This is a genomic window from Gordonia oryzae (assembly GCF_003797185.1).
Lineage (GTDB): Bacteria > Actinomycetota > Actinomycetes > Mycobacteriales > Mycobacteriaceae > Gordonia > Gordonia oryzae.
On the sequence record NZ_RKMH01000001.1, the window covers coordinates 289032 to 307815 of the forward strand.

12 protein-coding genes and 2 pseudogenes are annotated in these 18784 nt (G+C 66.9%); 10 read left to right on the top strand and 4 right to left on the bottom strand.

What is annotated here, in order from left to right:
- The first annotated feature begins 92 nt into the window (after positions 1 to 92).
- The 4 genes from EF294_RS01365 (at position 93) to hisG (ending at position 3479) form a co-directional block, all read left to right on the top strand.
- Complete coding sequence (locus EF294_RS01365) at positions 93 to 1553, top strand: hypothetical protein (RefSeq protein ID WP_123925217.1); 1461 nt, start codon at positions 93 to 95, stop codon at positions 1551 to 1553.
- 51 nt (positions 1554 to 1604) lie between these two features.
- Positions 1605 to 2288 carry an HAD family hydrolase gene (locus tag EF294_RS01370; protein WP_123925218.1) on the top strand — a complete coding sequence of 228 codons (684 nt, stop codon included), beginning with the start codon at positions 1605 to 1607 and terminating at the stop codon, positions 2286 to 2288.
- A gap of 6 nt (positions 2289 to 2294) precedes the next feature.
- Positions 2295 to 2558: a phosphoribosyl-ATP diphosphatase gene (locus tag EF294_RS01375; protein ID WP_123925219.1), complete on the top strand. Its 264-nt coding sequence runs from the start codon at positions 2295 to 2297 to the stop codon at positions 2556 to 2558.
- Positions 2559 to 2630: 72 nt separating this feature from the next.
- Positions 2631 to 3479, top strand: coding sequence for an ATP phosphoribosyltransferase (hisG, locus tag EF294_RS01380; protein ID WP_123925220.1), 849 nt, complete (start codon positions 2631 to 2633; stop codon positions 3477 to 3479).
- A 30-nt stretch (positions 3480 to 3509) separates the two neighbouring features.
- On the opposite strand, the gene EF294_RS01385 is transcribed toward hisG, so the two are convergent.
- Positions 3510 to 4343 carry a thioesterase family protein gene (locus tag EF294_RS01385; RefSeq protein ID WP_123925221.1) on the bottom strand — a complete coding sequence of 278 codons (834 nt, stop codon included), beginning with the start codon at positions 4341 to 4343 and terminating at the stop codon, positions 3510 to 3512.
- Between the two features lie 255 nt (positions 4344 to 4598).
- Between EF294_RS01385 and EF294_RS01390 the strand changes: the two genes are divergently transcribed.
- Positions 4599 to 6227 carry an alpha/beta hydrolase family protein gene (locus tag EF294_RS01390; RefSeq protein ID WP_123925222.1) on the top strand — a complete coding sequence of 543 codons (1629 nt, stop codon included), beginning with the start codon at positions 4599 to 4601 and terminating at the stop codon, positions 6225 to 6227.
- A gap of 29 nt (positions 6228 to 6256) precedes the next feature.
- On the opposite strand, the gene EF294_RS01395 is transcribed toward EF294_RS01390, so the two are convergent.
- Complete coding sequence (locus EF294_RS01395; protein WP_123925223.1) at positions 6257 to 7174, bottom strand: RecB family exonuclease; 918 nt, start codon at positions 7172 to 7174, stop codon at positions 6257 to 6259.
- Between the two features lie 173 nt (positions 7175 to 7347).
- On the opposite strand from EF294_RS01395, the gene EF294_RS01400 reads away from it, so the two are divergent.
- The 3 genes from EF294_RS01400 to EF294_RS01410 all read left to right on the top strand — a co-directional run bounded on the left by EF294_RS01400 (position 7348) and on the right by EF294_RS01410 (position 12939).
- Positions 7348 to 8178 (top strand): tRNA (adenine-N1)-methyltransferase, encoded by an 831-nt coding sequence (locus tag EF294_RS01400; RefSeq protein WP_123925224.1) that lies wholly within the window; start codon positions 7348 to 7350, stop codon positions 8176 to 8178.
- Between the two features lie 173 nt (positions 8179 to 8351).
- Positions 8352 to 10193 carry a proteasome ATPase gene (gene arc / locus EF294_RS01405; RefSeq protein WP_123925225.1) on the top strand — a complete coding sequence of 614 codons (1842 nt, stop codon included), beginning with the start codon at positions 8352 to 8354 and terminating at the stop codon, positions 10191 to 10193.
- 190 nt (positions 10194 to 10383) lie between these two features.
- On the top strand, positions 10384 to 12939 hold the full coding sequence (locus tag EF294_RS01410; RefSeq protein ID WP_185090911.1) for an FHA domain-containing protein: 2556 nt from the start codon (positions 10384 to 10386) through the stop codon (positions 12937 to 12939).
- Between the two features lie 33 nt (positions 12940 to 12972).
- Here EF294_RS01410 and EF294_RS01415 read toward each other — a convergent pair.
- Positions 12973 to 13653 (bottom strand): annotated as a pseudogene (locus EF294_RS01415) (DUF3417 domain-containing protein); the annotation flags it as partial.
- On the opposite strand from EF294_RS01415, the pseudogene EF294_RS01420 reads away from it, so the two are divergent.
- A pseudogene (locus tag EF294_RS01420) lies at positions 13650 to 14450 on the top strand (ABC transporter permease); the annotation flags it as partial. The pseudogenes EF294_RS01415 and EF294_RS01420 sit on opposite strands and share 4 nt — an antisense overlap.
- Before the next feature lie 33 nt (positions 14451 to 14483).
- Here the strand turns inward: EF294_RS01420 and glgP are convergent.
- Positions 14484 to 17039 (bottom strand): alpha-glucan family phosphorylase, encoded by a 2556-nt coding sequence (gene glgP / locus EF294_RS01425; RefSeq protein WP_185090912.1) that lies wholly within the window; start codon positions 17037 to 17039, stop codon positions 14484 to 14486.
- 159 nt (positions 17040 to 17198) lie between these two features.
- On the opposite strand from glgP, the gene dop reads away from it, so the two are divergent.
- A complete protein-coding gene (dop, locus tag EF294_RS01430) occupies positions 17199 to 18698 on the top strand; it encodes a depupylase/deamidase Dop (protein ID WP_123925227.1) in 1500 nt (499 codons plus the stop codon).
- Positions 18699 to 18784 lie beyond the last annotated feature (86 nt).

The window sequence follows — 18784 nt, forward strand, 5'->3', positions numbered from 1 at the left end:
ACACTCTGCGATCGCCGCGCGCGGGGGCGGGGCCATCCGATTCCCAGCGTGCGCCTACCGGCTTCCCAGCTTCGGTGTCCACCCTTGGCGTCATGACCTCTGCGACCCTGCCGGCCACCGAGGTGTCCGATGCCGGAGACGAACCAACGACCGACAGCGGACCCTCTCGCACCGCGCCGACGTGGGCACGATGGCTCGTGCTGGGCTTCCTCGTGGCCGTAGCGGTCGCGGTACGGTGGCACTTCCACTCGATGGAGACGATGGATTACCGGGTGTTTCTGTCGCGCTGGTACGCGACCCTCGACACACAGGGCTTTGGGGCGTTCAGGGAGCAGTTCGCCGACTACAACTACCCCTACCTCTATCTGATCTGGTTACTCACCGTCGTCCATGCTCCGACGCTGGACGCCATCAAGGCACTCTCGGCGGCCTTCGATGTGGTCCTGGCCTTCTTCGCCTACCGGATCGTCGCCCGGCGCACCGATCGATTCACCCTGCGTGCCTTGGCTTTCGGTCTGATCCTGTTCCTGCCGTCAGTGATCGCCAACAGTGCGTGGTGGGGTCAGGCCGACGCCATCTATTCGGCATTCGCGGTCGGTGGCATCTTCTTCTTGCTGCGCGCACAGCGCGAGGGCATCACTCACCGGGAATATGTCCTGAACTCGTTGTGGGCGTGCACCTTCTTCGGACTGTCGTTGTCGTTCAAGCTGCAGGCGGTCTTCGTGCTGCCGATCTTGGCGTGGATGCTGCTACGCGGCAGGTTGCCGTGGTACACCCTGGCAACGATTCCCGCGGTATTCGTCGCTGCGGCGCTTCCCGCCGTGGCGGTGGGCGCCCCGTGGTCGGATGCGCTGTCGGTGTATCTGAACCAGACCGACTCCTACAGACAACTCACCCTCGGGGCGGCCAACCTGTACCAACTGATCCCGATCTCCGGCGACGCCACGTGGCTGGCGCATCTGGGCATCGGGCTCGCCGCGGCGATCGTCGTGGCGTTCCTGGCGTGGTCGGTGTGGAAGGAGCCGCCGGTGACGCCCACGTCGATCCTCGTGGTGGCCACGGCGTCGGCGGTGATTGTGCCGTTCCTGCTGCCGGCGATGCACGACCGGTACTTCTACATGGCAGAAGTGCTCAGCGTGATCATGGCGTTCTACCTACCACTGCGCTTCGTGATCATCCCGATTCTCATCCAGGCCGCGGCGATCGGCGTATACCACTCCTCGCTGGGCGCCGACCAGGGGCAGGGTTGGGGCGCCGGCCACGGTTTCGGCGATCAGGGATCCGGGGGTGGTCAGGGCTTCGGGGGTGGTCGGGGACCCGGTCGAGAGCACGGCTTTGGCGCCGGGGCGGGCGGCGAATGGCACGGCGATACCGGCGACCGTCGCGGAGGAGGCGCGCCCGGCGGACATGGCGGCTCCGGCGGCTACACCTCCGGCCGAGGTGACACCGCACTCGGGACCTACGCGTCGATGATGGGTCTGGCCGCGCTCGGTCTTGTCGGGGCGGTGGCCCACACCCTGCGGCGAGCTCGCGGAGTGGTCATCCGTCCGTGACCGGGGTCACCGGATTGGGTGTGATCATCGCTTGTCGGCGATGATTTTCTCGTGTCGACAACCGCCGATCGTCGTGCTCCCGACGCCGTCCTCTGGGATATGGACGGCACCCTGCTCGACTCGGAACGGCTGTGGGATATCGCCGTCGCCGAACTCTCGCTGCGACACGGCTATCCAATGACCTCGCAACTGCGGGAGTCGACGCTGGGCAACTCCATGCACGACGCACTCGACAAGGTCTACGCCGCCGCGGGGCTCTCGGCGGCTGATCGTGATCACGCCCGAGACGAACGATGGCTGCTCGACCGGGTCGCCGAACTGTTCGCCGATGACCTGCCGTGGCGATCGGGCGCCCGCGAGACGCTCGAACTCGTCGCCGCGGCCGGTATCCCGATGGCGCTGGTCACCAACACCGTCCGCGAACTGACCGAACTCGCCCTCGACACCCTCGACCGGCGGTACTTCGCCGTCACGGTGTGCGGCGACGAGGTCGCCGCGGGCAAGCCGGCACCGGATCCGTATCTGTTGGCGGCGGAGCTCCTCGGGGTCGACGCCCGCCGATGCCGCGCAGTCGAGGATTCGCCGACCGGGACCTCATCGGCGACCGCCGCCGGGTGCACGACGCTCGTGGTGCCCTCGACGGCGCCGGTTCCACCGGGTCCGCTGCGGGAGTTCCGGACCTCGCTTGTCGGGGTCACCCTCGCCGAACTCCGCATAGCCCACGTGCGAGGATAGGAACTCGTGAAAACCTTCGACGAGCTGTTCGCCGAGCTGACCGACAAGGCGAAGAACCGGCCGGCCGGCAGCGGAACCGTCGCCGCTCTCGACGCGGGCGTGCACACCCTCGGTAAGAAGATCATCGAGGAGGCCGGAGAGGTGTGGCTCGCCGCCGAGTACGAGTCCGATGAGTCGCTCGGTGAGGAGATCTCCCAGCTGCTCTACTGGTTGCAGGTGATGATGATCAAGCGCGGTCTCTCGCCGGTCGACGTCTACCGCCATCTGTAGGCCGCGCCCGATCTGGCGCGGCCCATCGCCTCTCATCATCCCCTCAGCTCACCAGCTACCTCTGGAGTGATCATGCTGCGAGTCGCAGTACCCAACAAAGGCGCACTGTCGGAGTCGGCTGCCGCAGTCCTGGCCGAGGCCGGCTACCGCAAGCGGACCGACAGCAAGGACCTGACCGTCCTCGACATCGCCAACGACGTCGAGTTCTTTTTTCTCCGCCCCAAGGACATTGCCATCTATGTCGGCGCCGGGACCCTCGACCTGGGGATCACCGGCCGCGATCTCGCGCGCGACTCGGGCGCCGAGGTCGACGAGGAGCTTGCCCTGGGATTCGGCAGCTCCACCTTTCGGTATGCCGCACCGGGCGATCAGGAGTGGACCGTTGCCGACCTCGCAGGCAAACGGATCGCGACGTCCTATCCGAATCTCGTGCGCGCCGACCTGGCCTCGCACGGACTGGAGGCCGAGATCATCCGCCTCGACGGCGCGGTCGAGATCTCGATCCAGCTCGGCGTGGCCGATGCGATCGCCGACGTCGTGGGCTCCGGACGGACGCTGCGTCAGCACGGATTGGCCGCATTCGGTGAGTCGCTGTGCGACTCCGAAGGCGTACTGATCAGTCGTACCGGCACCGACACCGACAAACGCGCACGGCAATTTGTCAAGCGCGTGCAGGGCGTGGTCTTCGGTCAGCAGTACGTGATGATCGACTACGACTGTCCCCGCGGCACGATCTTCGAGCAGGCCATCGCGCTCACCCCGGGCTTGGAGTCGCCGACCGTCTCGCCGATGGCCGACCCGGACTGGGTCGCCGTACGCGCGATGGTGCCGCGCAAAAGCCACCAGAACCTGATGGATGAACTGTCCGAACTCGGTGTGCGGGCGATCCTGGCCTCCGACATCCGGTCCTGCCGGTTCTGAGTCTGGCGGGCGTCGTCAGCCGGTTACCGTTCAGCGGCCGTCGAGCAGCACCGTCTGCGCGGACCGGCCGATGAACCCGCTCGCGTCGTAGAGATCGGCGAAGGTCGCGCCGAATCCGTCGGAACCCGCGGCCAACTCGGCGTCGATGCCGAGCCACTGCCCGGACGGGACCGCGGAGAAGTGCACTGTCGTGTCGGTGTTCATCCACGTCCACTCGTCCGGACGCAATCGGGTACCGAGGCCGTTGGCGACGTCGACGACCGTCATGATCGATTGCAGATCGGAGATCTTCTCCCCGGCGACGAGTGCAACCGCCGGTCGTAGCCAGACCGCCGGTGTGGCGCCAAGCCTGCCGACGGTCACCGCCGACTCCGTCGACCCGATGAATCCCTCGGTGCCCCAGTCGACCCCGAGCGAGTTGTCCGCGGTAACGCCGACCGTCACGTCGATGTCCTCGGGTGTCGGGTGCAGCGGCGACTGGGGACGGACCGCGATCGTCGAGGTGTCCAGGGCGCGCAATCGCCAGGCCACCGCACGGGCGACCGGACGATAGGAACCGTCGGGTTGGACAACCTCCAGGTCGGCGGCGACCATGCTGATGCGTCGGCCCGGCCGGATCACTTGCGCCCGAACCCGATTCATCTCGAGCCCGACCGCACCCAGGATCTCGGTGGTCACCCTGGTGAAGTGCATGGACTTCTCCGGCGCCGCGTGCTCAAGCGCCCGCATCAACAGTCCGGTGGGAGGACCGCCGTGCTGGATCTCCGACGACCACGGACTGATGGTTGCCGACGTCGGCCGAAAGTATTCGAACCCGTCCGAACCTGAGCCTTCGGGAACGTAGTAACTGGTCTCCACGGCCACAGCCTATGTGAGTAGGCATAGCCCGCTCCGGGGGGCCGGGCCGGGAATCGATGTCGGTTGAACGATCGCAACTCTTGGTCCGAGCGGATGAATCTTGGTGGAGGTGCACGATGTTCGGCGGTTCACGCAGCCAGGATGAACAGTATTCACCACTGTCGATACGCGCTTGTTGATCACGAGTGGCGGGCAACGCGACTCATTGACGGGAGACCTGGTGGGTCCGCGCTGCGCGGTGATCGTTCGAGGGGAGAGATCTTGTACGGAGTACGAAAGGCGGTCGCGAATACGGCCGCCGGATGCGCGCTGTGTCTCGGTGCGGTGGTGGCGATGACACTGCCGGCGACTATCGCCACCGCCGGCACCGGAGTCGACGGCACCATCGCATGGCTGGAAGACCAGGGTGTCGTGCGTGCGGCAACACCGGACGACTGCCCGGTCGCGCCCGCAGGCGACTCGCCCGGGGATCTGTCTGGATCCACGACCCCGATTCCCGATCCGTGTCCCGATTGGCTGTCGGTTGGCGATCCCCACGCCGACAGCTCCGCGATCATCGTCGTCACACCCGGGACCGACGACGGCACGCTGTACCCGCGAATCAAGAGCATGCGCGCCGGTCGCGAGACCATCGTCGTCGACTATCCCGAAGCGCTTGCCCCGCTCATCTCGGGACGGTCCGGCGCAGCGCTCCCGATCTTCGCGCCCACCTACGACCAGTCGCGCGATATCGCGGTCGACAACAATCTGACGGTGATGCAGGAGTTTCAGAAACTTGCACCCACCGCGCCCCACGTCGTCTACACCGGCTACTCCCAGGGCGCCGAAGCACTGGGCAACGCCGCCGAACAGGCCGTCGCCTCGGGCACCATCGACACGGCCAACTCGCACATCATCCTCATCGCCGATCCGCGCTCCCCGTGGGGGTTGAAGGCCTGGGCTGCCGAGCAACCGCTGGTGGGGGCATTCTTCGAGGCGTTCGGTGCGGAATCCAACGGTGCCCGCGATCCGGGCGCGACGGGTAACCAGTTGCCCGTGACCTCGGTGATCGTGGTGGGTGATCCGGTCGCCAACTTCCAATGGGTCTGGTATCGGCCGGTGAGTTCGCTTCTCGTCGACGCGGCAGGCTTCATCACCATCCACTCCGGAATGGGCGCCGACAACTACGGGAACCTGATCGACTACAACCAGGAACCGACCACGCTGTACAGCCAGGACGGCAACACTACATACCTGGTCTATCAGCCCGATCACCATCCGCTGACGATGCTGGCGATGCTGGTCAATGACGAACTCGGGATCGGCTACGACACCGCCGATGTCGCGCGCTGGGACAAGGTCAACAACACCTTCTATCCGCTGCAGGGCCCCGCCGTCGACAACGCGGCGGTACCGGTCGTGACCAGCCCGAACCAACGCCCGACCCCATCGCCACAAGCCCGGACGGGAGCCGCACCCGACACCGCTGCGTCGCCGGGTGTCAACTCGCCACCGAGCGAGACCGTCGCGCCGAGTGAAACCACTGCAACCCAACAGAATTCGGATCTCACGGCACCGACGACCTCCGGGCGACATCGAGCACCCGATGCGCCCGGCGACGACCAGACATCCGCCATCCAGACCGGGACCACCCAGACCGGGAGCACCGGTACCGCGCAGTCCCCGGCCGATCAGCCCGCACCGGCGGGTGGACGGCACCGGCTGCAGGGCAGTGGCCGGCACTCCGACACCGGCGCTATGGCCTCGGGTACTGCGATCTCGGGTACGGCGACCTCGGGAACGGCCGGAACGGAAACGTCAGGAACAACCGGCACGGTCGGCGCGGGTGAGGGGAGCGCGGGTGACGGGGGCCCAGGCGATGGCGCTTCTGGCGCCGCGAACGCCGGGTGATCTGACACACGACCTGGCCGAGCGTCGGCTCAGGCCGTGAAACCCGGTGGCGGACCAGGGTATTCGGGAATGTCGCCGCCGAACTCGGGGCACCTTTCGTGATGTTCGCAGTATCGGCATAGACGTGATCGGCGCGGCCGGAAGTCGCCGGAGGCGACAGCAGCCCGGATGGCCCGCCAGATCGCCGACAAGGTGCGGCCGAACCGCTCGAGTTCGTCGCGGTCGGGAGTGTAGGTGAGCACCTGCCCGTCGGACAGATACATCAGTTGCAGACGGGTGGGGACCACCCCCCGAATCCGCAGGATCGCCAGCGCGTAGAACTTCATCTGGAACAGCGCCTTGGCCTCGTAGGACTCGCTGGGCGCGCGACCGGTCTTGTAGTCGACCACCCGGATCTCCCCGGTGGGAGCAATGTCGATCCGATCAATGAAGCCGCGCATGAGCACGTCATCGGCCTCGATCTCGACGTGTTCTTCCACCGCGGCCGCATCGAAGGCCGTCGGATTCTCCATCCGGTAGTAGTTCTCGATGAGTCCGTGCGCCTCGGCGAGGAAGGCCTCGTGATCGCCGGGTCCGATCAACTCGGCCAGCGTCGGATCTGCCTCGCAGAGCGCCGCCCAGGCGCCGTCCACGAGAAGGTCTGCGGACTCCTGGGTACGCAGTGACGCCGGCATGTCGAAGAGGTTCTCGAGAGCGGCGTGGACGACAGTTCCACGGGTCTGCGCCTTCGTGGGTGTCTCCGGGAACCGGTCGATCGCACGATAGCGATACAGCAGCGGGCACTGTTTGAAGTCGGCGGCACGCGAGGGCGACAGTGCCAACGGTCGACCGACGAGACCGCGCCCGGATCCTGGCGTCGACACCTCCTCCGGGATCGGGTCGCCCGGTGCCGCCGGGGCGGGTACCGGAGTGGCCTGGATGGACCCGGGAGAAACTGTGGTCGTCACATTTGGCAGGGTAGGGCTCGACTGTGACAAACCCGAGCACATCGGCGACAATTGCCGCGCGCGGCGAGGGGACCCACATCATAGGCATCGGAAACGTCCTGCCACAGTAGATAACACCTGTAACACCAGCCCTGAGAGGACCACCCCACCATGCTGCGCGAGAGCACCACCTGATGGCGTCGAGTGGCGTGTTCGTCGTCGGGGACCGGGTCCAGCTCACCGACGCCAAGGGCCGAAAGTTCACGGTGATCCTGGAAACCGGCAAACAGTTCCACACCCACCGCGGTGCGATTGCACATGACGACCTCATCGGTGCGCCCGAGGGGAGCATCGTCGCGGCGACGAGCGGAACCGAATACCTTGCGCTCCGTCCGCTCCTCGTCGACTACGTCCTGTCGATGCCCCGCGGTGCACAGGTCATCTACCCCAAGGATGCCGCGCAGATCGTGACCGAAGGTGACATCTTCCCCGGTGCGCGAGTGCTCGAGGCCGGCGCCGGGTCCGGTGCGTTGACCTGCTCGTTGTTGCGCGCCGTCGGCGAGCGTGGCGAGGTGACCTCGTATGAGATCCGCGAAGATCACGCCGAGCACGCCCAGCGCAATGTCGAGACGTTCTTCGGCGGCCATCCGGCGAATTGGTCGCTGGTAATCGACGATCTGGCGAATATCGCCGTCACCGAGCAATTCGATCGCGTCATCCTCGACATGCTCGCGCCGTGGGAGCCGCTCGATGTGGTGCGTTCGATCATGAAACCAGGCGGAGTCTTGACGGTTTATGTGGCGACGGTCACGCAATTGTCGCGCGTCGTCGAGGCGCTGCGCGACCAGGAGTGCTGGACCGAGCCTCGGGCCTGGGAGTCGCTCGTACGTGACTGGAGCGCGGTCGGCCTCGCGGTCCGGCCCGAACACAAAATGCAAGGACACACCGCGTTTCTGATCACCGCTCGACGACTCGCCGAGGGCACCACCACGCTCCGGCCGCAACGGCGCCCCACCCGCGGCTGACTCCGCGCACCGCCGCGCCGGAAACATCGTTAATACGTTGCGAAGACGCACTTTTAACACATCATCACCACATCTGGGTACGCGGTGCACGGCGATTCCTCGCTCCTGCCGGTAGCGTGGTGTCACGGCGCAAGCGCTCCATTGGGAGCGATTGCCGGGGAGAGGAGTCAGTAATGACCGAATCTGATCGCCATGAAGCCTCGGTGGACAACACTGGCGGCGATGACCCGAGCGAGTCCACGGATGCGCGCAACGTCGAGCCCGCGCGCACGCGCGATGTCGATGCGGGGGAGACGTTTACTCCTGCCTATACCCCGCCCCAGGCCGCGGCGCGCGCGGAACGGGAACGCTCGGCGTTCACTCGGGCGTCGGACCCGAAGGAACTACAGGATCGCGTCGACAACCTCAGCGCCCGCAACGCCAAGCTCCTCGAAACCCTGAAAGAGGCGCGCCAGCAACTCGTCGCTCTGCGCGAAGAGGTCGACCGGCTCGGACAGCCGCCGAGTGGTTACGGCGTGCTGCTCGAGATCTACCCGGACCTGACCGTCGACGTGTTCACCTCGGGACGCAAGATGCGTCTGACATGTTCGCCGAACATCGACACCGAGGTGCTGCACAAGGGTCAGACCCTGCGCCTGAACGAGGCGCTGACGATCGTCGAAGCCTGTGACTTCGATTCGGTCGGCGAGATCAGCACACTGCGTGAGGTCCTCGCTGACGGCAACCGCGCACTCGTCGTCGGGCACGCAGATGAGGAACGCGTGGTGTGGCTGGCCGAGCCGCTACGTGGCGAGGTCGACGGGGAGGACGGTAAGCGTCGCAAGCTGCGCCCCGGTGACTCCCTGCTCATCGACACCAAGGCGGGATTCGCCTTCGAGCGGGTGCCCAAGGCCGAGGTCGAGGATCTCGTGCTCGAGGAGGTGCCCGACGTCGGCTACGAGGACATCGGAGGCCTCGGTCGTCAGATCGAGCAGATCCGCGACGCCGTCGAGCTGCCGTTCCTGCACAAGGATCTCTTCCGCGACTACGCGCTGCGTCCGCCCAAGGGCGTGCTGCTCTACGGTCCTCCTGGTTGCGGTAAAACGCTGATCGCCAAGGCGGTGGCCAATTCGCTCGCCAAGAAGATTGCCCAGGTGCGCGGCGACGATGCTAACGAGGCCAAGTCCTACTTCCTCAACATCAAGGGTCCCGAACTGCTCAACAAGTTCGTCGGCGAGACCGAGCGGCACATCCGGCTCATCTTCCAGCGGGCCCGGGAGAAGGCGTCGGAGGGGACCCCGGTCATCGTGTTCTTCGACGAGATGGACTCGATCTTCCGCACCCGTGGCTCCGGTGTCTCCTCGGACGTGGAGACCACCGTGGTACCGCAGCTGCTCAGCGAGATCGACGGCGTCGAAGGCCTGGAGAACGTCATCGTCATCGGTGCCTCCAACCGAGAGGACATGATCGATCCCGCCATCCTGCGGCCCGGACGACTCGACGTGAAGATCAAGATCGAACGTCCCGACGCCGAGTCGGCGATCGACATCTTTTCCAAGTACCTCACCGAGTCACTGCCGGTGCACGCCGACGACCTCGGTGAGTTCGGAGGCGATCGGACCGCATGCGTCAACGCGATGATCGAGAAGGTTGTCGAGCGGATGTACGCCGAGAGTGATGATAACCGCTTCCTGGAGGTGACCTACGCCAACGGCGACAAAGAGGTCATGTACTTCAAGGACTTCAACTCCGGCGCGATGATCCAGAACGTCGTCGACCGGGCGAAGAAGTACGCCATCAAGTCACAATTGGACACCGGCGCACCGGGTCTGCGGGTGCAGCACCTGTTCGACTCGATCCTCGACGAGTTCGCCGAGAACGAGGACTTGCCCAACACCACCAATCCCGACGACTGGGCCAGGATCTCGGGCAAGAAGGGCGAGCGCATCGTCTACATTCGCACGCTGGTCACCGGCAAGAGTTCGGGCGCGAGCCGCGCCATCGACACCGAGACCAACACCGGCCAGTACCTCTAGGCCGACACCGGTCTGACATCGGCTCGGTGCTGCCCACTCCCGATTCGGGGAGTGGGCAGCTCCTGTCTGACCCCACCCGTCCCGACGGCACCTTTCGCCGCCCCCGTTTTGTCCGTCATCCACAGGACGAGGCGGGGACGGGTGGCCTCGGACGCACTAGAGTCTGTCGGTGATGAACAGTAGCGTCTCGATGATTCCCGGCCGGCTGACTGTCGGCGGGATCACGTACCGACTCGGCGATTCGCCACGGGTTCGTATCGGCCGTACCCCCGACAACGACGTCGTCGTGAACCATCCGCTGGTATCTCGGCATCACCTGTCGATCGAGTGGCGGGGGACCGGCTGGTGGGCGGTCGACGCCGGTAGCACCAACGGCTTCTTCCACGGTCCGCAGCGGCTGTCGGAGCTACCGCTGACCGCAGGCGCAGGTTTTCGGCTCGGTGACGCGACCACCGGCCCGCTCGTCGAGGTGGCGCTCGACGCCCCGCCCGCGGCGGGCATCGCGGGGCCGCGGCACGGGGCCGTTGCGCGGCCGGGTTCGCCGGTCCCACCATCCCCGCCGCCACCCCCGCGACGCCCACCTGCTGCCCCGCCCGGCCCGGCGGGGTCCGGGCCACGTCCGGCCGCTGCGGGTTCTGCTCGGATGCCGATGCGCGTGCCGGCACCGGGCACCTACGAACCCGGCGCGGTTGCGCCGATGCCCGCCGAGCTCGCCGATGCGCCGCACCTGCAGGCCCTCAAGCAGAACGTTTCGGCGATCTACCAGCTGCCCGGGCGCACCGAACGTCCGGGCCGCGAGACGATCTCGCTCGCCGGTTCACAGTCGATCGGCCGCACCCCCGACAACGACATCGTCGTCAGCGACGTACTCGCATCACGCCACCACGCCCGGGTACTTTCCCGGCCCGACGGTCTGTACATCGAAGACCTGCGAAGCGTCAACGGCACCTATGTCAATGGCCAACGTGTGCAACGGGTTCGGCTGACCGACGGCAACGTTGTCACCATCGGCAACAGCGACTTCGTGGTGTCCGGCGGAAGCCTGATGCGCGGTCAGTCCCAGGCTGTGGTCGCCGGCGGCCTTCAGGTCAACGGTGTGAGCTTTGTCGTCGACGGGGGTAAGAAACTTCTACAGAACGTCGAGTTCTCGGCCCGACCCGGGTCGTTGACCGCGGTGATCGGGCCCTCGGGTGCAGGCAAGTCGACGGTCTCGCGCATCGTCGCCGGGCTGAACTCGCCGACCAGCGGGCGGGTCACCTTCGAGAATCGCAGCGTCCACGAGGAATACGACTCGCTGCGCACCCGCATCGGCATGGTGCCGCAGAAGGACGTCCTGCACCACAAGCTCACCCTGCGCCAGGCCCTGCGCTATGCCGCCGAGCTGCGTCTGCCGCCGGATCTGTCGAAAGCCGACCGCGACAACGTGATCAACGGTGTGCTCGCCGAGCTGCAGCTCACCGAGCATGTCGACACACGCGTCGAGAAGCTCTCCGGCGGCCAGCAGAAGCGCGCGTCGGTGGCGATGGAACTGCTCACCGGGCCCTCGCTGTTGATTCTCGATGAGCCCACCTCCGGCCTCGATCCGGCCCTCGATCGCCAGGTGATGTCGACGCTGCGTCGTCTGGCCGACGCAGGCCGAGTGGTCCTGGTGGTCACCCACTCGCTGACCTACCTGTCGATGTGCGATCAAGTGCTGCTGCTGGCGCCGGGCGGAAAGACCGCCTACTGCGGACCGCCGACAGAGGTCGGGGCCGCGATGGGCACCTCGGACTGGGCGGAGATCTTCGCATTCGTCGCCGATGCCCCCGACACTGCACACATGCGCTATCTGCAGGGCAGGCGGCCTCCGACACCACCGCTACCGCCGCGGCCGCCGGGTCCCCCGATCCCGGTGCCGCAGACCAGCTTCACGCGACAGTCGAGCACGATCGGTCGGCGCCAGATACGCCTGATCTTCGCCGACCTCGGCTATCTGGCGTTCCTGATCCTGCTCCCGGTGGTGCTGGGATTGCTGACGCTGGTCATCCCGGGCAGCGATGGATTCAACGCGAAGATGGCCGCCGACCCCAACCTGATCCCGCCGCGTCCGGCCGCCAAGGACCCGGTCGAGGCGGTGCAGATCCTCGTCGTGCTCGTGGTGGGTGCGGCGTTCATGGGAGCGGCGTTGACGATGCGCGACCTGGTCGGCGAGCGCGACATCTTCGAACGCGAACGAGCGGTGGGGCTGCGTCCCGGTGCCTACCTGTGGGCCAAGGTGGTGGTGTTCTTCTGCACCGCGATACTGCAGAGCGCGGTGATGGTCGCGATCACCTTCGCCGGTCGGGGGCTACCGCATCGTGGTGGTCCGTTGGTGCCGCCGCCGGTGGCCCTGTTTGTCGCGATCGCCGCGCTGGCGTGCGTGTCGACCCTGGTCGGGCTGGCGATCTCGGCGGCAGTCCGCTCGCAGGAGCAGGCGATGCCACCGCTGGTGATCATCATCATGGTGCAGTTGGTGTTCTGCGGTGGCCTGTTCGCACTGGACAAGCCCGGGCTACAACAGCTCTCGTGGATCTTCCCGTCATACTGGGGCTACGTCGCGTCGGCGGGAGCAGTCGACCTGCGCACGATCAATCCCGACGCGACCCAGAAGGTCTCGCTGTGGCAGACCTCGCCCGCGCACGCGGGGCTGGCGCTCGGGGTACTGCTGGTGATCGCGATGATCCTTTCAGTGTTCACCTACTCGCGTCTGCGGCTCACGAAACGCTGAGCCGCAGACGCGGGTCTCCGAGCCCGTCTCAGCTCACCCGCCCGCCGGCGCCGGATACCGTACGAGTCCGAGTTCGGCGTCGTCGGCCAGCAGCAACTGGCGCGGCAGCACACGCGCGGTGTAGCCGAGCACGCCGGAACGGTGCGGGGTGACCGTCGTGGTGAAGGCCACCCGACCCAAGGCGTCGGGACCGCCGGTGGGACTCATCGGCGACACGGTCGGCTCGACGATGTCGCCGGCGTCGTCGACCCGACCGAGAACCGCTTCGACCGTCACCTCGTCGGCAGCCATCCCGCCGAGACCCACCTGTGCGGTCAGGTGCAGTTGCTGGGCACCCGGGTCGCCGGACTCGTCGAGCCCCGCGATCATCACCGACGGCCACGCCGCCTCGACACGCCTGCGGTAGGCGGCGAGGTCGCGTGCGGCCGCGTAGTCGTCGGCGACCGCGGCCGTGAACGACTGGGCCGCAGGAGCATACAGCTCGGTGGTGTAGTCACGAACCATCCGGGACGCGAGCACCTTCGGACCGAGAACCGCGAGCGTGTGGCGCACCATCTCGACCCATCGCTCGGGCAGACCGCTGGTCTCACGTGTGTAGAACAACGGGATGACCGAGTTCTCCAGCAGCGAATACAGGGCCTCGGCCTCGAGGTCGTCGCGTCGGTTCTCGTCGGTGACGCCCTCCGCCGACGGGATGGCCCAGCCGTTCTCGCCTGATCTTCGCCGACCTCGGCTATCTGGCGTTCCTGATCCTGCTCCCGGTGGTGCTGGGATTGCTGACGCTGGTCATCCCGGGCAGCGATGGATTCAACGCGAAGATGGCCGCCGACCCCAACCTGATCCCGCCGCGTCCGGCCGCCAAGGACCCGGTCGAGGCGGTGCAGATCCTCGTCGTGCTCGTGGTGGGTGCGGCGTTCATGGGAGCGGCGTTGACGATGCGCGACCTGGTCGGCGAGCGCGACATCTTCGAACGCGAACGAGCGGTGGGGCTGCGTCCCGGTGCCTACCTGTGGGCCAAGGTGGTGGTGTTCTTCTGCACCGCGATACTGCAGAGCGCGGTGATGGTCGCGATCACCTTCGCCGGTCGGGGGCTACCGCATCGTGGTGGTCCGTTGGTGCCGCCGCCGGTGGCCCTGTTTGTCGCGATCGCCGCGCTGGCGTGCGTGTCGACCCTGGTCGGGCTGGCGATCTCGGCGGCAGTCCGCTCGCAGGAGCAGGCGATGCCACCGCTGGTGATCATCATCATGGTGCAGTTGGTGTTCTGCGGTGGCCTGTTCGCACTGGACAAGCCCGGGCTACAACAGCTCTCGTGGATCTTCCCGTCATACTGGGGCTACGTCGCGTCGGCGGGAGCAGTCGACCTGCGCACGATCAATCCCGACGCGACCCAGAAGGTCTCGCTGTGGCAGACCTCGCCCGCGCACGCGGGGCTGGCGCTCGGGGTACTGCTGGTGATCGCGATGATCCTTTCAGTGTTCACCTACTCGCGTCTGCGGCTCACGAAACGCTGAGCCGCAGACGCGGGTCTCCGAGCCCGTCTCAGCTCACCCGCCCGCCGGCGCCGGATACCGTACGAGTCCGAGTTCGGCGTCGTCGGCCAGCAGCAACTGGCGCGGCAGCACACGCGCGGTGTAGCCGAGCACGCCGGAACGGTGCGGGGTGACCGTCGTGGTGAAGGCCACCCGACCCAAGGCGTCGGGACCGCCGGTGGGACTCATCGGCGACACGGTCGGCTCGACGATGTCGCCGGCGTCGTCGACCCGACCGAGAACCGCTTCGACCGTCACCTCGTCGGCAGCCATCCCGCCGAGACCCACCTGTGCGGTCAGGTGCAGTTGCTGGGCACCCGGGTCGCCGGACTCGTCGAGCCCCGCGATCATCACCGACGGCCACGCCGCCTCGACACGCCTGCGGTAGGCGGCGAGGTCGCGTGCGGCCGCGTAGTCGTCGGCGACCGCGGCCGTGAACGACTGGGCCGCAGGAGCATACAGCTCGGTGGTGTAGTCACGAACCATCCGGGACGCGAGCACCTTCGGACCGAGAACCGCGAGCGTGTGGCGCACCATCTCGACCCATCGCTCGGGCAGACCGCTGGTCTCACGTGTGTAGAACAACGGGATGACCGAGTTCTCCAGCAGCGAATACAGGGCCTCGGCCTCGAGGTCGTCGCGTCGGTTCTCGTCGGTGACGCCCTCCGCCGACGGGATGGCCCAGCCGTTCTCGCCGTCGGCCATCTCGTCCCACCAGCCGTCGAGAATCGACAGATTCAGGCCGCCGTTGAGCGCCGACTTCATCCCTGAGGTACCGCAGGCCTCCATCGGCCGCACCGGGTTGTTGAGCCAGACGTCGCAGCCTGCGTAGATGTGCCGCGCCATCGAGATGTCGTAGTCGGGCAGGAATACGATGCGATCGCGGATCGTCGGGTCCTCGGTGAAGCGCACCACCTGCTGGATGAGCGCCTTGCCGCCGTCGTCGGCCGGGTGTGCCTTGCCCGCGATGACCAGCTGCACCGGACGCTGCGGGTCGGTGAGGATGCGCTTGAGACGGTCGGGATCGCGCAGCATGAGCGTGAGCCGCTTGTAGGTCGCGGCGCGGCGTGCGAATCCGATGGTCAGCACCTCGGGGTCGAAGAGATCCGCGGTCCAGGACAATTCGACCTCACTGAATCCGCGGTCCCGGCCGCTGGCGTGCGCGCGTCGGCGCACCTCGTCGACCAGCCCGCCGCGCAGCTGCTGCCGGGTCTTCCACAGATCGGCGGCCGACAACTCGGCGTAGCGGGATGCCGACGAGTCCTCGTCGGCGCCGACGAGTTCGCGCCAAGGGCGTGCGACCCACGTGAAGCCGTGCACGCCATTGGTGATCGCTCCGATCGGCACCTCGTCGGCGTCGAATCCGGGCCAGAGGCCGGCGAACATCTCCCGGCTGACCTCGCCGTGCAGCTGAGACACCCCGTTTGACCGCTGGCCGAGCCGAAAACCCATGTGCGCCATGTTGAACACGCCGGGATCACCTTCGTTGCCGAGTTCGAGGACCGTCGCAGCGGACAGGCCGGGAAGCAATCGAGACCCACCGCCGGGGTCGGCGTCGAGGTAGAACGAGACCAGGTCCTTGCCGAAGCGGTCGATGCCCGCGGGGACCGGGGTGTGGGTGGTGAAGATGTTGGACGCACGTACCACCGACTCCGCGGAGCCGACGTCGAGGCCCGACTCGACGAGCTCGCGGACGCGTTCGGCGCCGAGGAAGCCCGCGTGTCCCTCGTTCATGTGGAACACCGTGGGCTCGGGGCGGCCGGTGGACGCGCTGAAGGCGCGCAGGGCGCGCACACCGCCGATGCCGAGCAGGATCTCCTGTTTGATCCGATGATCCTGATCGCCGCCGTAGAGCCGGTCGGTCACCGAACGCAGTTCGTCGTCATTGGCCGGGATGTCGGAGTCGAGCAGCAGCAACGGGATCCGGCCCACGGTCGCTATCCAGACCTGCGCGTGCAGAGTGCGTCCGCCGGGCATCGACACGGTCACGTCGACCGGATGCTCTCCGTCAGTGAGCAGGTCCAGCGGCAGCAGCCCTGGATCGTTGACGGGGTAGCGCTCGATTTGCCACCCATCGTGCGAAAGGCTCTGCCGAAAGTATCCCGAGCGGTAGAACAGGCCCACCCCGATGAGTGGCAGGCCCAGATCCGAGGCCGCTTTGAGATGGTCGCCGGCCAGGATGCCCAGGCCGCCGGAGTAGATCGGTAGCACCTCGGAGATCCCGAATTCCATCGAGAAGTAGGCGATCCCCGGGGGCATCGGCACCCCGTTGCTTTCCTGTCGGCCGAACCACTGCGGTTCGGCCCGATAGGTGTCGAGCTCTGCGCGCAGCGCTTCGAGCCGGCCGCGGAAGCCGTCGTCGTCGGCGAGTTCGGCCAGCCGCGCGGGATCGACCTCGGCGAGCAGGCGGAGTGGATCTGCGAAGGAGTGCCACAGATCGGGGTCGATCGTGGCGAACAGATCCTGGGTGTCGCTGTGCCACACCCAGCGCAGATTGCGGGCCAGGACGTCGAGGTCGGCGAGCGGGGCCGGGAGCGGTACGCGGACGGTGAACCGGCGGAAGGCTTTCACGGCGTAGACGCTACCGACGTCGGCGACCGGCCGCACCGCAAGCGGAGCGGTGTTCCTCAACTCATCCCGATGCCGACCACAGCGCCCGGGCATCTCACCGGTCGGCGCCCCGGTGGGTGGGATCGGTGGCATCGGCCGCCGACCTCTACCCTCGGATGCATGCAGCGAATCATCGGCACCGAGGTCGAGTACGGTATCTCGGCTCCGGGGGACCCGACCGCGAATCCGATCATGACCTCCACCCAGGCGGTGCTTGCCTACGCGGCGGCGGCCGGGGTGCCCCGCGCCAAGCGCACGCGCTGGGATTACGAGGTGGAGTCGCCGCTGCGTGACGCGCGCGGATTCGACCTCGGCCGCGGCTCGGGTCCGGCACCGATCATCGACGCCGACGAGATCGGCGCGGCGAACATGATCCTGACCAACGGTGCGCGCCTCTACGTCGATCACGCCCATCCCGAGTACTCCGCGCCCGAGGTCACCGACCCGATGGATGCGGTGATCTGGGACAAGGCGGGGGAGCGGGTCATGGAGGCCGCCGCACGCCATGTCGCGAGCGTGCCCGGAGCCCCACGCCTGCAGCTCTACAAGAACAACATCGACGGTAAGGGTGCCTCGTACGGCACCCACGAGAACTACCTGATGAACCGGGAGACCCCGTTCACCGCGGTCATCGGTGGTCTCACGACGTTCTTCGCATCTCGTCAGGTGATCACCGGCTCCGGCCGCGTCGGTATCGGACAGTCCGGCGACGAAGCGGGATATCAGCTCTCGCAACGCTCGGACTACATCGAGGTCGAGGTGGGACTGGAGACCACCCTCAAACGCGGGATCATCAACACCCGCGATGAGCCGCACGCCGACCCGGATCGCTATCGGCGCCTGCACGTCATCATCGGCGACGCGAACCTCGCGGAGACCGCCACCTATCTCAAGGTCGGCACGACCTCACTGGTGCTCGACCTCATCGAGGCCGGAGTCGATTTCTCCGACCTCGAACTCGCGCGCCCCGTGCAGGCCGTGCACACGATCAGTCACGATCCGAGCCTGGCCGCAACCGTCGCGTTGACCGACGGGCGCGAGCTCACCGGCCTGGCGCTGCAGCGTGAGTATCTCGACCGGTGTGTCCGGTTCCACGAGCGGGAACACTCCGAGGACAAGCGGGCCATGCACGTCCTGGCCACCTGGGTCGACGTCCTTGACCGTCTCGAACGGGATCCGCTTGAGTGCGCAGATATCCTCGACTGGCCGGCGAAACTGAGGATTCTGGAGGGCTTCCGGCAGCGCGAGGGCCTCGGGTGGTCGGCGCCACGCCTGCAGTTGATCGATCTGCAGTACTCCGATGTGCGCTTGGACAAGGGTCTCTACAACCGGCTCGTGGCGCGCGGATCGATGCAGCGTCTTGTCGACGAAGCGCAGGTGACGCGGGCGATCACCGAACCGCCGACCAACACACGCGCGTACTTCCGTGGTGAGTGCCTGCGGCGCTTTGGGGCCGATGTCGCCGCGGCGAGCTGGGATTCGGTGATCTTCGATCTCGGCGGTGACTCGTTGGTGCGCATCCCGACGCTGGAGCCCTTGCGCGGCAGCCGAGCCCATGTCGGCAAGCTGCTCGACTCCGTCGATTCCGCTGCCGAACTCGTCGAGCAGCTGACGACCTGACGAGTGGTTGGATTTTCGTGTGTTAGGTCCGCCGCAATCCCGGCGCCGCCGGTAGTGTGGGTCTACACCGTTGTTCGGTGTGCAGG

Coding starts and splice junctions, on each gene's coding strand:
- hisG (WP_123925220.1), top strand. CDS start 2,631: ATGCTGCGAGTCGCAGTACCCAACAAAGGCGCACTGTCGGAGTCGGCT.
- EF294_RS01400 (WP_123925224.1), top strand. CDS start 7,348: ATGGCGTCGAGTGGCGTGTTCGTCGTCGGGGACCGGGTCCAGCTCACC.
- arc (WP_123925225.1), top strand. CDS start 8,352: ATGACCGAATCTGATCGCCATGAAGCCTCGGTGGACAACACTGGCGGC.
- EF294_RS01410 (WP_185090911.1), top strand. CDS start 10,384: ATGATTCCCGGCCGGCTGACTGTCGGCGGGATCACGTACCGACTCGGC.
- dop (WP_123925227.1), top strand. CDS start 17,199: ATGCAGCGAATCATCGGCACCGAGGTCGAGTACGGTATCTCGGCTCCG.
- EF294_RS01365 (WP_123925217.1), top strand. CDS start 93: ATGACCTCTGCGACCCTGCCGGCCACCGAGGTGTCCGATGCCGGAGAC.